This window comes from Neglectibacter timonensis (assembly GCF_900048895.1).
Lineage (GTDB): Bacteria > Bacillota > Clostridia > Oscillospirales > Acutalibacteraceae > Acutalibacter > Acutalibacter timonensis.
Genome location: NZ_LT160640.1, coordinates 484,619 through 500,170 on the forward strand (window position 1 = coordinate 484,619; position 15,552 = coordinate 500,170).

General features: G+C 49.0%; 10 protein-coding genes. 9 read left to right on the top strand and 1 reads right to left on the bottom strand.

The window, feature by feature from the left end; translation table 11 throughout:
* Positions 1 to 302: 302 nt before the first annotated feature.
* The 7 genes from BN3911_RS11150 (at position 303) to BN3911_RS11180 (ending at position 6,807) form a co-directional block, all read left to right on the top strand.
* A complete protein-coding gene (locus tag BN3911_RS11150) occupies positions 303 to 1,190 on the top strand; it encodes a M15 family metallopeptidase (RefSeq protein ID WP_066865542.1) in 888 nt (295 codons plus the stop codon).
* 135 nt (positions 1,191 to 1,325) lie between these two features.
* On the top strand, positions 1,326 to 1,535 hold the full coding sequence (gene rpmE / locus BN3911_RS11155; protein WP_066865545.1) for a 50S ribosomal protein L31: 210 nt from the start codon (positions 1,326 to 1,328) through the stop codon (positions 1,533 to 1,535).
* Between the two features lie 122 nt (positions 1,536 to 1,657).
* Positions 1,658 to 2,278 (top strand): YigZ family protein, encoded by a 621-nt coding sequence (locus tag BN3911_RS11160; protein WP_066867817.1) that lies wholly within the window; start codon positions 1,658 to 1,660, stop codon positions 2,276 to 2,278.
* Between the two features lie 98 nt (positions 2,279 to 2,376).
* Entirely contained in the window at positions 2,377 to 3,381 is a 1,005-nt protein-coding gene (locus BN3911_RS11165) for a deoxyguanosinetriphosphate triphosphohydrolase (RefSeq protein ID WP_066865547.1), read from the top strand.
* A 24-nt stretch (positions 3,382 to 3,405) separates the two neighbouring features.
* Entirely contained in the window at positions 3,406 to 5,163 is a 1,758-nt protein-coding gene (gene dnaG / locus BN3911_RS11170) for a DNA primase (protein ID WP_066865548.1), read from the top strand.
* A complete protein-coding gene (gene rpoD, locus BN3911_RS11175) occupies positions 5,163 to 6,257 on the top strand; it encodes an RNA polymerase sigma factor RpoD (RefSeq protein ID WP_066865550.1) in 1,095 nt (364 codons plus the stop codon). Before dnaG ends, rpoD begins: the two co-directional genes overlap by 1 nt.
* A 127-nt stretch (positions 6,258 to 6,384) precedes the next feature.
* A complete protein-coding gene (locus tag BN3911_RS11180; RefSeq protein WP_066865553.1) occupies positions 6,385 to 6,807 on the top strand; it encodes an RrF2 family transcriptional regulator in 423 nt (140 codons plus the stop codon).
* 82 nt (positions 6,808 to 6,889) lie between these two features.
* Here the strand turns inward: BN3911_RS11180 and BN3911_RS11185 are convergent, their stop codons facing one another.
* Entirely contained in the window at positions 6,890 to 7,744 is an 855-nt protein-coding gene (locus BN3911_RS11185) for an aldo/keto reductase (RefSeq protein ID WP_066865556.1), read from the bottom strand.
* 352 nt (positions 7,745 to 8,096) lie between these two features.
* Between BN3911_RS11185 and rpoB the strand changes: the two genes are divergently transcribed.
* Together rpoB and rpoC are read left to right on the top strand one after the other, a co-directional pair.
* Positions 8,097 to 11,810 (top strand): DNA-directed RNA polymerase subunit beta, encoded by a 3,714-nt coding sequence (gene rpoB, locus BN3911_RS11190; protein WP_066865559.1) that lies wholly within the window; start codon positions 8,097 to 8,099, stop codon positions 11,808 to 11,810.
* Positions 11,811 to 11,825: 15 nt separating this feature from the next.
* Complete coding sequence (gene rpoC / locus BN3911_RS11195; RefSeq protein ID WP_082942251.1) at positions 11,826 to 15,440, top strand: DNA-directed RNA polymerase subunit beta'; 3,615 nt, start codon at positions 11,826 to 11,828, stop codon at positions 15,438 to 15,440.
* Positions 15,441 to 15,552 lie beyond the last annotated feature (112 nt).

The following is a 15,552-nucleotide window of genomic DNA, read 5'->3' on the forward strand; positions in this document are numbered from 1 at the left end:
CTCCGTTTCTTAATTCCGGCGAAAACTGACGGAGCCAGTACCAGGCCTCCCGACAAACCTTTTGAGCCCTTTCGCTACATACGCACACAAAAAAATAGGCGGTATGGACCGCACCGAAAAAGCCGCCGTAAAATTTAGAATTCCCCGGAATTTTCTCGAAAAATATTTTACCATCCAAGGAATCAAATGTCCATAGGAGAATCAGGAGCAAGAATAAAAAAATGTGTTTTTCCTGTTTCTTTTCCGTGCATTTCTGAGTATAATGATTCTGGCAGAAAAATGTTTTGATTGTAGGGATTAGGTTGTACAAAAAAAAGAAAAAAAATTATCTGAAAAATACAGACCGGCGGATCGACATCGGACCTGCGGGGAGGAATCTGTTTATCTCCAAGGATAAGCAGATGCAGGATCGTTCTGCCCGCAGGATACATGGAGTTATGCGGGCAGTTTCTGTTTTGGGTATTTTAGTCGTTGTGACGGGTTTGGGACTCTTTATATTTGGCTACTTAATTCCCTATTTTCATTCTGAGTTTTCCGTGGGAGAGGAGGAGCCCGGGGTATCAGAAAATTCAATGAGTTCGGGATGGGAATCTTCCATCCCTCTTTATAACAGTATGGGGCTTCCCGTCTATGAAGATGAAATCAGTCTTTTTGTCATCAATTCTGAAAAACCAGTTGGGGCAGACTACATCCCGGATACGGTGAAGGTCAACGAGGTTCAGGTACAGGAAAAAATTGCGGATGCTGTTCGCCTTCTGGTCAGCGCGGCAAAGTCTGACGGGTTGGCTTTGAATTTTTCAAAAGGCTATGTCTCCTATGAAAATCAGGCGGTGCTTTTTGATAAAAAGGTTGAGGAACTTCAAAAAGAACAGGGACTCACGGTAGTGATGGCACGTTCGGAGGCCCAGCAATTTGTACCCATGGCGGGGCAGTGCGATGATCAGTCAGGCATGTGCGTCACGGTTTCCGGTGATCCGGAGACGTTTCCAGATTCGCAGACTTATAGCTGGTTAAAAAACAATATGGGGAAATACGGCTTTGTTTTTCGCTATCCCGCAGATAAGGAAGATGCAACCGGGCACATCGCCGACTATACGGTGCTCCGGTATGTGGGGTCTGTCCATGCGGAAGCCATGCAGCAAAGATCGATGTGCTTAGAAGAATATATCAGCTATTTGAACAGCCAGTAAGAAATAGATTCCCACTTATTGGGGAAAACTTGCAGTAGGGAAAAACAATTTTTTCTTGCTTTTTTTCTGCAGGTATGCTAAACTAGCTTACGATTGAGTTTTGAAATTTTTGACCGTAAAGAGGTGAATGACAATATGAAGCAGAATATACATCCCGACTACCAGGAGACTACCATCACCTGTGCGTGCGGCAATGTCATCAAGACCCGCTCCACGAAGAAGGATATCCACGTCGAAATATGTTCAAAATGCCACCCGTTCTTTACGGGCAAGCAGAAGCTTATTGATACGAGCGGTCGCGTCGATATGTTCAAGAAGCGCTACGGTATGCAGGACAAAAAATAATCCAGAGCATGGATTCTGGGCGGTGCATTTCGTTTGCACCGCCTGATTTTTTTCGAGGGGCAGGCTTGCCGGCCCTGCTTTTGGATTTGGGTGTAGGCCTGGTGCGCCTAGGAAGGGATGAAATGGAATACACCACTGTTAAAAAAGAAGGCAGCGATGCCTTTGTCGAGAAAAAGTCCCGTTTTATCGGATCCTGCTGTCCTGTGAAAACGGAAGAAGAGGCGCTGGCGTTTATTGCCGGGGTCAAAGCAAAATATTGGGATGCCTCCCACAATGTTTATGCCTACATCTTACGGAATCAGGGAACTCAACGTTTTTCAGATGATGGAGAGCCTCAGGGAACAGCGGGGATTCCTGTACTGGAAACGCTGAAAAAATCCGGGATTGTGGATGCTGTGGTGGTGGCAACCAGATATTTCGGAGGGATTTTGCTTGGAGGAGGAGGGCTGATACGCGCCTATTCTCATACAGCTTCCCTTGCGGTATCTGCAGCGCAAAAAATTGTGATGCGGGAATGTCTCTTGATGAGTCTTACCTGCGATTATACCCTATATGGGAAAGTTGCGGCTGCTGTGCCGGCTTGCGGGGCTGTGGTGGATGAAACGGAATTTCTGGAAAAAGTGACGATCTCCTTCCACTTGGCGCCGGAACAGGAAGGCGCTTTGACAAAACAGCTGGCTGATGCTACTAACGGGAAGGCTGCAGCAAAGGTCGAGGGCAGAAAGTTCTTTGAATTTTTATGATTTTATCAGATAAATAAAGTATTTCTTTCTCGGATTGCGTATATGTTTAGAGAAAAGATAAGGACATAACAGAGCAGAGAGAAAGGATGGGGATTTCGATGACGGTACGCGAAGAAACACAGGCACTGGAACGGCAGACCATGTCGCCGTATGCAATGCTTTCTGCAGACACCAAAGGCCGCAAAGAGCCGGAAGAGGAGTGCGAACTGCGTACACCCTTTCAGAGGGACCGTGACAGAATTATCCATTGTAAGTCCTTCCGCAGGCTCAAACACAAGACACAGGTGTTTCTGTCGCCTGAAGGCGACCATTACCGCACCCGTTTGACTCATACTCTGGAGGTTTCCCAAATTGCCCGTACGATTGCCCGGGCACTCCATCTTAACGAAGATTTGACAGAAGCGGTGGCTTTGGGACATGATTTGGGGCACACACCTTTCGGCCATGCAGGCGAAAGGGCGCTGAACGCAATTGTGCCTCAGGGATTCCGCCACTATGAACAGAGCGTAAGAGTGGTGGACAAGCTGGAGAAAGAAGGCCGGGGCCTCAATCTCACATACGAAGTGAGGAATGGAATCCTTTGCCACACTTGTGGGATGGAGGCGGAAACTCTCGAAGGAAAGATCATCCGCTGGGCGGACAGAATCGCCTATATGAACCACGATATTGATGATGCCATCCGTGCCGGCGTACTTCGGGAACCTGATATTCCGAAGGAGATTACTGCGGTTCTGGGAGATTCTAAAACCAGGAGGATTACCGCGCTGATTCGTTCTGTGGTGGAGAACAGTCGGGATGGGACAATCCGCATGGACGAGGTAACTTATCAGGCATATCAGGCTTTGGACGCGTTTTTGTACGAGTCCGTCTATCTCAACGAATATGCAAAAAAAGAGGAGAAAAAAGTTCCTCACATCATTCGGAGCCTGTTTACCTATTTTGAAAATCCCGATCATCTGCCGGATTATTTGAAAAGGATTGCCGAAAAGGAGGGGAAAGAAATGGCGGCCTGCGACTATGTGGCAGGAATGACGGATCACTATGCGGTGGAATGCTATAAAAGCCTGTTTATTCCCAAGGCTTGGAATCTGGGGGATATCTGATTATTTTGGGAAAGGAGGAGGAGTATGGCGCTTCCGGAATATTTCAAAGAAGAATTGAAGCAGCGTTGCGAAATTGGGGAGATCATCTCCTCCTATGTCATTTTAAAGCGCAGAGGTAAAAATTTGGTGGGGCTCTGCCCTTTTCATAACGAAAAGACGCCTTCCTTTGTGGTGTATCCGGAAAACGGCTCTTTCTACTGTTTCGGCTGCAATACCGGCGGCGATGTGATTTCCTTTGTGGAACGTGTCGAGAATTTGGATTACATAGAAGCAGTCCGTTTCCTTGCGCAGCGCGCAGGACTTGCAGTACCGGAGGACGGCGTGGACGATACCATGTCAAAGCTTCGGACGCGCATTTTGGAGATTAACCGGGAGGCCGCCAGATTCTTCTACCGTACGCTCACTCAGCCTGAGGGCAGGCCGGGTTTGGAGTACCTGAAGCGCCGGGGCCTGGACGCCCAGACAATCAAACACTTCGGGCTCGGGTATGCGCCGGACAGCGGTTACGCTTTGGCCAGCTGTCTCAAGGCAAAAGGTTACACGTCCAATGAAATGGTTCAATCCGATATGGTGCGGCTTTCCAAGAATAACCGGCCCTATGACCGTTACCGGGGCCGTGTCATGTATCCCATTTTTGATTTGCGTGGGAATGTTGTGGCGTTCGGCGGGCGGATTCTTACAGATGAGAAGCCAAAATATATCAATACTGCCGATACGCCGGTATACCACAAGAGCAGCGGGTTGTTTGCCATGAATTTTGCCAAGAATGCAGGGACAAGACAGTTGATCCTGGCCGAAGGCTATATGGATGTGATTGCGCTGCACAGAGCCGGCTTTCAGAACTCCATAGCTTCTCTGGGAACAGCGCTCACAACAGAGCAGGCCAATATCATCCGCCGCTATGCGGATGAGGTGGTAATTTGTTATGATTCTGACGAGGCGGGGCAGAGAGCGACGCAACGCGCTATTCCGATTTTAAAAAAGGCGGGGCTTTCCATCCGCGTCATTACAGTGCCAGGCAATAAAGATCCGGATGAGTTTATGCGCAGTTTTGGCAAGGACGGGCCGCTGCGATTCAAAGCTTTGCTGGAGGAATCCGGAAATGACCTGGAATACAGGCTTCGGAAGGTCCGGGATAAATATGATATAGAGACAGATGACGGACGTGTGAAATATCTGCAGGAAGCTGCAGAAGTGGTTGGCTTTATTGATGATAAGATAGCTCAGGATGTTTATGCTGGAAAGCTTTCCCGGGAAACGGGCGTTTCTAAGGAGGCGATACTCAGCATGGCGGAAAAAGCGGCCTCGCGGGCAGCTAAACAGAGAAAAAAAGAAGAAATCCGTTCTCAGCAGCGCGTAGTGGGGACAGAGAGTCAAGTGAATCCTGAAAAGGCCCGGCACACGAAAGCTGCTTTTGCTGAAGAAAATATCATTGCCTATCTGTTCGATCATCCGGATCGTTCTGATGCGCTGCGCAGGGAAATTCCTCCAGAAAAATTTGTTACTGCCTGGAACCGCAGAGTATACGAAACTTTATTGGGTAAAACTATACACGGCGCGGTTTCGATAAGTGATTTTTCAGAGGCGCTGAGCAAGGATGAAATGTCAGAACTTACTAGGATTATTGTACAGCACAGGGATGCACCGCCCGGCTGGGTGGATGTTCAGAAAAGCATCGGTTTGATCCAGACTGATGGCAGCAATATAAAAAATGCCAGCGATGAAGACGTATTGAAATACATGCAGCAGTTAAGAGATCAGAAAAATGGGGGAAATGAATAATGGGTGCACAACCGGATAAGAAAACGGTGATTAAGGATTTGATTGAGCTTGGGAAAAGCAAAGGTCAGCTCAGTACCAAGGAAATTCTCGACGCATTGGGTGAACTGGATTTTGATCCCGAACATATTGAAAAATTCTACGATACGCTGGAATCACAGGGCGTAGAAATTGTTGAGGATTTTGATGATATCCAAATTGACGACGTCGATTTGGCGAAGGTGGAGGGCGTGGAAACCCTGGAACCCGGTATCGGGGCTGACGGCGTTTCCATCGACGATCCGGTTAAAGTTTATCTGAAGGAGATTGGCCGAGTCCCATTGCTGACTCCGGAAGAGGAAATCGACCTGGCTATTGCCATTACCAACGGAGACGAGGCGGCGAAGAAACGACTTTCTGAAGCGAACTTGCGGCTGGTGGTGAGCATTGCAAAACGCTATTTGGGCAGGGGCATGCAGTTTTTGGATCTGATTCAGGAAGGAAATCTGGGACTGATTAAAGCTGTGGAAAAATTTGATTATACGAAGGGCTTTAAATTTTCTACCTATGCAACTTGGTGGATCCGTCAGGCGATTACACGTGCGATTGCCGACCAGGCCAGGACGATTCGGATACCTGTACACATGGTTGAAACCATCAATAAGGTAAAGAAAGTTTCCAGCCAGCTTTTGCATACCAACGGCAGGGAGCCCAGCGCAGAAGAGGTTGCCGAAGAGTTGGATATGCCCGTAGAAAAGGTACGGGAGATTATGCGTGTGGCCCAGGAGCCCGTATCCCTGGAAACGCCTATCGGCGAAGAAGAGGACAGCCATTTGGGGGATTTTATTCCCGATGACGACGCTCCCGCGCCTGCTGATGCTGCTTCCCATACACTTTTGAAGGAGACGTTGGGCAATGTGCTGGATTCTCTGACGCCCAGGGAAGAAAAGGTTCTGCGTCTGCGTTTCGGCCTGGAAGACGGTCGTTCCCGCACGTTGGAAGAGGTGGGGAAGGAGTTCAACGTGACCAGGGAAAGAATCCGTCAGATTGAGGCAAAAGCGCTGCGTAAGCTTCGCCATCCGAGCCGCAGCAAAAAACTGAAGGATTTTTTGGATTAATTTTACTGCGATTTGGACTTGACAAAAAGGCAGAAACGTATGGTATGATAAAAAACACGGCAGATGAATTCAGAAAAATTAATTCCAGTGAAAACTGGTTTTGCTGAGTGCAAATCGGAGAATAATTATGGTGATGACGCTGGAGGCGGATTACGCCGTCAGAATAATGGAATATTTGACAAAAAACGAAGGCCGCTGCGATGCAAAATCCATTTCAGAGGAAATGCAAATTCCTCTGCGGTTTTGTTTGAAAATTCTCAGAAAACTGGTGGCAGACGAACTGGTCTGTTCCTTTAAAGGCGCCAAAGGCGGGTATACCTTGGCTAAGCCCGCAGAAAAAACCACTTTGCGGGAAGTAATCGAATCAGTGGAAGGGCCTTATATGCTCAGCCGCTGCCAGAAAGAAGAGTACAGCTGTGGGCGGTCCCACTGCAGGCTTCATAAGATTTACGAGAAAATTTCGGATGATGTGCGGAATGAGTTGGACTCCTATACGTTTGAAATGATCTGTGCAGAAGAAGCCTGTGAATGCAGGGGAAAAAATACATAAATATCTTACTGCGTTTTTTATAAAGTTTCAGATACAAAAAATGGCACTGCAATGATGCAGCGCCATTTTCTGTCTTTTAAAATTAAAAATAGACCCGCTCCCGGTCTGGGTGTTCGCCTGACCAGCCGGTTTGAGGCATGGTATCCAGCCGGTACATATCTTCTTGAGAGAGGGTAAATGAAAACAGGTTCTGGTTTTCCAACATCCGATCTTTGGTAGAGGATTTTGGCAGCGGAATAATCTGTTTTTGTACGGCATACCGCAGACAGATCTGGGCGGGACTCACCTGGTAGTTTTGGCTGAGTTCCCGGATCAGGGAATCGCTGAACATTCTGGTCCTGCCGATGGGGCTCCACGCCTGAACTTGAATCCCCTGTTCCTGGCAATATTGTACCGCAGCTTCCTGGGAATATCCCGGGTGAAATTCCAATTGATCCACCATGGGGCGTATCCGGCAGCGTGCCAATAGTTTTTCGATATGATGGGGGAGAAAATTACTCAACCCAACGGCTCTTATCTTTCCCTCTTGATATAAATCCTCCATAGCCCGCCAAGTTTCCAGATCCAGTTCTGCCCAGTTTGGCTCAGACAGGGAGGGCAGGGGCCAATGGATCAGATAGAGATCCAGATAGGAAGTTCCCAAACGTTCCAGGCTTCTCTGAAAAGCAGACTTTGTTTCTTGGTAGCCCATCTCTGTTTTCCAAACCTTTGAGGCCAGAAAAAAGTCTTGGCGGGGAATCCGGCTTTCCCGGATAGCTTGACCCAATTGGGCTTCATTTCCATAAAAAGAGGCGGTATCAAAGTACCGGTAACCCGTCTCGATTGCCAGACGCAGCACACTGGTATCCTTTTCTTGTACTGTCTTATAAGTGCCGAAACCGACACAGGGGATGGAAACACCATTATTCAGTGTATAACAGTCAGAGATGTAATTCATATTGGATTATGCCTCCTGATACGCATGTAATATTTGAAGAGAAATACAAGAAAACAGTAAAAAGGAAAAATATTGAAATATAAAAAATCCGCCGAAAAGGCGGAAAACTTTACAAAACACCTTGACAAACTAAAATGTTTGCTATAAACTAATATACTGCATCATCATGGGTAGGAGTATCCCCACCTCATTTTTGACAAGTATAGCATACCGATTTGAAATAATCAAGTATGTGAATCGAAAAATGTGGTTTTTTATTCAAAGTGACTCCTCCAGAGTGCAAGATGTTTGGCAGAAGAAACCGCAGTCTTCTGTCGTTCCAATAAAATAAAAGAATGGAGTGGCTGAGCCAATGGTGAATGTAAAACCGGTTCAATTGGGCAAAAATACTCGAATGAGCTTTTCCAAGATCGAGGAAGTCCTAAAAATGCCGAACCTCATTGAGATTCAGAAGAACTCTTACGAATGGTTCCTGAAGCAGGGGCTGAAAGAGGTCTTCGATGATGTTTCTGGTATTACGGATTTCAACAACAATCTTGTTCTCGATTTTGTGGATTATAAGCTTGACGACAAGCCCAATTACAGCGTGTCTGAATGTAAGGAGCGAGACGCCACCTACGCAGCCGCTCTCCGGGTCACCGCACGCCTTCTGAACAAGGAGACTGGGGAGATTAAGGAATCGGAAGTCTTCATGGGAGATTTCCCGCTGATGACGCCCAGCGGCACCTTTGTCATCAACGGCGCTGAACGGGTGATTGTGTCTCAGCTAGTTCGTTCACCCGGCGTATACTTCAAAATGGAGTATGACCGTTCCGGCAAAGAACTGTTCAGCTCTACGATTATCCCTAACCGCGGCGCCTGGCTGGAATATGAAAATGACGTAAACGATGTGTTTTACGTTCGAATTGATAAAAACCGTAAGATTCCGATTACGGTTTTTATCCGCTGCCTGGGTTTGGGCACCGATACTGAGATTCTCGACTTCTTCGGTGACGATGATAGGATGCGCGCAACCATCGAAAAGGATACCTGTAAAACGATGGAAGAAGCGCTCTTCGAAATTTACCGGAAGCTGCGTCCCAGTGAACCGCCTACTATCGAAAGCGCCCAATCCCACATTAACGGCTTGTTTTTTGACCCGCGCAGGTATGATCTTTCCCGGGTCGGCCGTTATAAATATAATAAAAAGCTTCGGCTGGAGGGTCGGCTTGTCGGCCAGGTCCTGGCTCAGCCGGTTATCAATCCGTCTACCGGAGAATTGATGGCGGATGTAGGGACGGTTGTCACCAAGGAAATGGCGGAAGAAATGGATGACGCCGGCGTCACCGTGGCTGTAATTTCCCTCAGCGACAAGGAAGTAAAAATTGTCTCCAACGGTATGGTTGACATTCAGAAATACGTGGATTTTGATGCGAAGCAGGAGTGCGGCATCAACGAGCGTGTTTGTTTTCGCGTCCTTTCAGAAATTTTGGATACCTGTGCTTCTGAAGAGGAATTGAAGAGCGCTTTGCGCGCCCGCCGTGGGGAGCTTATCCCGAATCATATCACAGTAGATGATATCTTCTCTTCCATTAATTATATGAACTGCCTTGCTGTCGGTTTGGGACAGACGGATGATATCGATCATCTTGGAAACCGCAGGATCCGTTCAGTAGGGGAATTGCTGCAAAACCAGTTCCGAATCGGTTTCTCCCGTTTGGAGCGTGTGATCCGGGAGCGCATGACGCTGCAGGCTCAGGATCCCGAGCAGCTGACCCCTCACTCCTTAATCAACATTCGCCCCGTGGTTGCGGCGATTAAAGAATTTTTTGGTTCTTCTCCCTTGTCTCAGTTTATGGACCAGACCAATCCTTTGTCAGAACTGACACACAAGCGCCGCCTCTGCGCACTGGGACCTGGCGGACTATCCCGTGACCGCGCCAGTTTTGAGGTGCGTGACGTACACTATACCCATTATGGACGTATGTGTCCTATCGAGACGCCGGAAGGCCCCAATATCGGATTGATCTCCTATTTGGCCACCTTTGCCAGGATTAACGAATATGGATTTATCGAGGCCCCGTTCCGCAAGGTGGACAAGGAGACTGGCGTAGTCAGTAAGGAAGTCACCTATATGACCGCCGATGTGGAGGATGACGTAATTGTGGCCCAGGCGAATGAGCCTTTGGATGAGGAAGGTCATTTTGTCAATGCCAAGGTAGTAGGCCGTTATCGTGACGAGTTTGTGGAAGTAGAAGCTTTTCGTGCAGACTATATGGACATCTCCCCCCGTATGGTAGTCTCCGTGGCCACCGCGATGATTCCCTTTCTGGAGAATGACGACGCCAACCGTGCTCTGATGGGTTCTAACATGCAGAAGCAGGCTGTGCCGCTGCTGCGTACGGAAGCGCCGATTGTTGGAACCGGTATGGAATATAAGGCTGGAGTGGACTCCGGTGTTTGCGTGTTGGCAAAGCGCGGCGGCGTGGTGAAATCAGTCGCGGCCAACCTGGTGCGTGTCACTGCCGACAACGGCGATATCGACGATTATGAGATCATCAAATTTATGCGTTCCAACCAGAGCACTTGTATCAATCAGGTACCGGTAGTCTCGGTAGGCGAACGTGTGGAGGAAGGCGACGTTATCGCCGACGGCCCCGCTATCAAGAACGGTGAGATTGCCCTGGGCAAAAATGCCCTCATCGGCTTCATGACCTGGGAGGGCTATAATTATGAGGACGCCGTCCTGCTGAATGAAAAGATTGTCCGTAACGACGTATATACCTCCATCCATATTGAGGAATATGAGATGGAAGCTCGGGATACCAAACTGGGGCCTGAGGAAATTACCCGTGACATCCCCAATGTCAATGAAGATCTGCTGAGCAATTTGGATGACAGAGGAATCATTCGAGTGGGAGCTGACGTACGTGCGGGGGATATTTTGGTAGGCAAGGTGACTCCCAAGGGTGAGACCGAACTGACAGCAGAAGAGCGTCTGCTTCGTGCTATCTTCGGTGAGAAGGCCAGAGAAGTGAGAGATACTTCTCTTCGTGTGCCTCATGGCGAGTATGGTGTGGTGGTAGACGTGAAAGTGTTTACCCGGGAAAACAGCCATGACGAGCTCTCTCCCGGCGTCAATAAAGTGGTACGTTGCTATATTGCGCAAAAGAGAAAAATCTCTGTAGGTGATAAGATGGCCGGCCGCCACGGAAACAAGGGCGTTGTTTCCCGGATCTTGCCTGAAGAGGAAATGCCGTTCCTGCCTGACGGCACTCCGTTGGATATTGTTTTGAATCCTTTGGGTGTTCCGTCCCGAATGAATATTGGGCAGGTTTTGGAGGTCCATTTGGGCATGGCCGCAAAGGCTTTGGGATGGAAAATTATGACTCCCGTATTTGACGGCGCTCATGAAGCGGATATCCGTGAGTGCTTCAAAATGGGCGGTATGCATGAAGACGGAAAATTCTGGCTGAGGGATGGCCGTACTGGCGAGTATTTTGACAATCCTATCACTGTCGGCTATATGTACTATTTGAAGCTCCACCATCTGGTAGATGATAAGATTCACGCCCGCAGCACCGGTCCGTACTCCCTGGTCACGCAGCAGCCTCTGGGCGGTAAAGCACAGTTTGGCGGCCAGCGTTTCGGCGAAATGGAAGTTTGGGCGCTGGAAGCTTATGGCGCCGCATATACGCTGCAGGAAATTCTGACTGTCAAGTCAGATGATGTGGTCGGACGTGTCAAGACCTATGAGGCCATTGTAAAAGGCCAGAATATTCCCAAGCCGGGCATCCCTGAATCCTTCAAAGTGCTTATTAAAGAGTTGCAGTCTCTGGGTCTGGATGTCAAGGTGCTGGATAAGGACGATCAGGAAATCGACCTGAAGCAGAACTTTGACGATGATGACGATATGGGCTTCAACCATGCCGATATGAATTTCGATGAGCAGAATGTGGCCGATGATCTGGAAGGGTATTCTGTAGAGGATGCGGAGGAGGAAGATTTGCCTCTAGGTGAGGAAGATTCCTTTGAAGATGACGAAGAGTTTGATCTCGATGATGATAGTGACGACGATTTGATTTAAGGAGGAGACGGTTATATGGAATTTAACACGTTTGAATCAATAAAGATTGGCTTGGCTTCTCCCGATCAGATCCGTGAATGGTCACACGGCGAAGTGAAAAAGCCGGAAACCATCAATTACCGCACGCTGAAGCCGGAACGCGACGGTCTGTTCTGCGAACGCATTTTTGGGCCGACAAAGGACTGGGAATGCCATTGCGGAAAATATAAGCGGATTCGGTATAAGGGGAAGATCTGCGACCGCTGCGGCGTTGAAGTGACCCGCAGTAAAGTCCGTCGGGAGCGGATGGGACACATCGAGCTGGCGGCTCCTGTATCTCATATCTGGTATTTTAAAGGGATTCCCTCCAGGATGGGATTGATTCTTGATATTTCTCCCAGAGTACTGGAAAAGGTGCTCTATTTTGCTCTGTATATCGTAACCGATCCCGGCAGTGTCCGAGAGCTTTCTAAGATGCAGACACTGACAGAAAAAGAATACCGCGATATGCGGGAAAAATATGAGGATGACTTTGAGGCCAGTATGGGCGCAGAAGCCATCAAGAAGCTGCTGCAGGAGATCGATGTCGACAAGACCTCTTCGGAGCTGAAGGAAGAACTTGAAACCGCTTCCGGACAAAAGCGTGTTCGTATTCTGAAGCGTTTGGAGGTAGTGGAGGCTTTCCGGCTGTCCGGAAACCGTCCTGAATGGATGGTTCTGGATGCAGTTCCGGTCATTCCTCCTGACATTCGTCCCATGGTGCAGCTGGACGGCGGCCGCTTTGCCACCAGCGATTTAAATGACCTCTATCGTCGCGTCATCAACCGAAACAACCGCTTGAAAAGGCTTTTGGAGCTGGGTGCGCCTGACATCATCGTTCGAAACGAAAAACGCATGCTGCAGGAGGCTGTAGACGCTCTGATCGACAATGGGCGCCGCGGTAGGCCTGTCACCGGCCCGAACAACCGTCCTTTGAAGTCTTTGTCTGATATGCTTAAGGGAAAGCAGGGACGTTTCCGGCAGAACCTTCTGGGCAAGCGTGTGGACTATTCCGGCCGTTCCGTTATCGTGGTTGGGCCGGAGCTGAAAATGTATCAGTGCGGATTGCCCAAGGAAATGGCGCTGGAACTTTTCAAGCCTTTTGTGATGAAGCGTTTGGTGGAAACCGGTGCGGTGGGCAATATCAAGGCTGCCAGAAAATCAGTGGAGCGTGCTAAGCCCGAAGTTTGGGATGCTCTGGAAGTGGTGATCAAAAACCATCCCGTTCTTTTGAATCGTGCGCCTACGCTCCATCGTCTGGGAATTCAAGCCTTCGAGCCCGTGCTGGTGGAAGGCCGTGCGTTGAAGCTGCATCCTTTGGTATGTACTGCTTATAACGCCGACTTTGACGGCGATCAGATGGCGGTTCATGTGCCTCTGTCGGCTGAAGCACAGGCTGAAGCACGGTTTCTCATGCTGGCCGCCAATAACCTGTTGAAGCCCTCCGATGGACGGCCTGTAGCTGTTCCCACGCAGGATATGGTGCTGGGGTCTTATTATTTGACTCTGGATAAAGAAGGAGAGCTGGGCGAAGGGAAAATATTCCGGAACATGGAAGAGGCTATGATGGCCTATGATTCCAAAGTGATCAGCCTTCATGCCAAGATCCGTGTTCGCAGAACGGTGGAATTTGATGGAAAGCCTGTGACTGGGTTGGTGGAAACCACCATGGGTCGTATGATTTTCAACCGGCCTATTCCGCAGGATTTGGGATATGTGGATCGTTCTACACCCGAGGGCGCTCTCCAGTTTGAAGTGGATTTCCTGGTAGGGAAGAAGCAGCTGGGGAAGATTATAGAAAACTGCATCAAAGTACACGGCACCGAGCGTACTGCCGAGGTACTGGATGAGATTAAGGCCCAGGGCTATAAGTATTCTACGATCAGCGGTATTACCGTAGCTGTATGCGATGCTACGATACCTTCGGAGAAGAAAGAACTTTTGGCTTCTGCAGAGAAAGAGATCGATGCGATCAGCAATGATTTTGCAGACGGCTTCCTGTCTGATTCGGAACGTTATAATGCGGTTCTGAGAACTTGGGAGAAATGCACAAATGATGTGACCGAAGCGCTGCAAAAAGGTCTCGACCGGTATAATCCCATTTATATGATGGCGGATTCCGGCGCCCGAGGCACGATGAGCCAGATCCGTCAGCTTGCCGGTATGCGCGGACTGATTGCCAACACTTCCGGTAAAACCATTGAAATTCCCATCAAGGCCAACTACCGCGAAGGCCTGAATATTTTGGAATACTTTATTTCTTCCCGAGGCGCCCGTAAGGGTTTGGCTGATACGGCTCTGCGGACCGCCGACTCCGGTTATTTGACCCGCCGACTGGTAGACGTTTCTCAGGATGTTATCATCCGTGAGGATGACTGCGGCGCGACAGAGGGACTGGAAGTATTTGAAATCACGGCTGGTCCTGAATCCATTGAGCCGTTGAGAGAACGCCTGATCGGCCGCTATCTGGTGGATGACTTCTGTGATGAAGCTGGAAATGTGTTGGTCTCCAAGGATAAGCTCATGGGCGATGCGGATGCAGACATTATCATCAGCAGGGGAGTGGAGCGCATTCAAATCCGTTCTATCCTCAATTGCCGTGCGAAAAATGGCGTCTGCAAGAAGTGTTACGGCGCTTCTCTGGCAAACGGAAAGCCTGTTACAGTGGGCGAGGCGGTTGGCATCATAGCAGCACAGTCTATCGGTGAACCCGGCACACAGCTTACTATGAGAACCTTCCACACCGGCGGTGTTGCCAGTGCAGAAGATATTACGCAGGGTCTTCCCCGTATTGATGAGCTGTTTGAAGGCCGCAAGCCCAAGCATGTGGCTATCATCAATGAGATCGATGGAAAGGTCACCTTTGAGGAGATCAAAAAGAACCGCCATGTTGTTGTCACCAATGATGAGACCGGCGATTCCCGTTCCTATCTGATTCCCTTCGGTTCCCGTCTCACGGTAAAGGAAGGCGATTATATCAAGCGCGGCAAGCGCATTACGGAAGGATCGGTCAACCCTCACGACGTACTGGCCATCAGCGGCACACAGGAGGTTCAGGATTATCTGATCCAGGAAGTGCAGCGCGTTTACCGTATGCAGGGTGTTGATATCAACGACAAGCATATTGAGATCATTGTGCGCCAGATGCTTCGTAAGGTGAGAATTGACGATGCAGGGGATACGACGCTTCTGGTCAGTTCCCTTGCTGATAAAAACGAGGTGTTTTCCGCCAATGAGGAGATCCGCAGAAGGATTGCGAACGGTGAGTCCGAACTGAGGGAGGCAACCTTTACTCCTATCCTTCTGGGTATTACCAAGGCGTCTCTGGCTACGGATTCCTTCCTGTCTGCCGCCTCTTTCCAGGAAACCACACGCGTGCTTACCGATGCTGCGATTAAAGGTAAGGTGGACACTCTGATTGGTTTGAAGGAAAATGTTATTATCGGCAAGCTGGTTCCTGCCGGAACGGGGATGAAGTGCTACAGCGATGTCGAAATTGCACCTGCGAATCAGGAAAAGTTTACTGACTCACCCTATTTGGAAGAGGTGCAGGCAGATTACCCCATGGCTTCTGGCGCGGAAGATTTCAACGTAGAAGAAATTGACTCCTAAAGGTTCCAAAGCCAGGAAAACGCTTGACAAAAGTAAAAACCTGGTGTTATAATACAGAACTGAGCGGCTTTCCAGTAAATTTTGCCGCTTCCCAGTATTTTCGTGGGAAGCG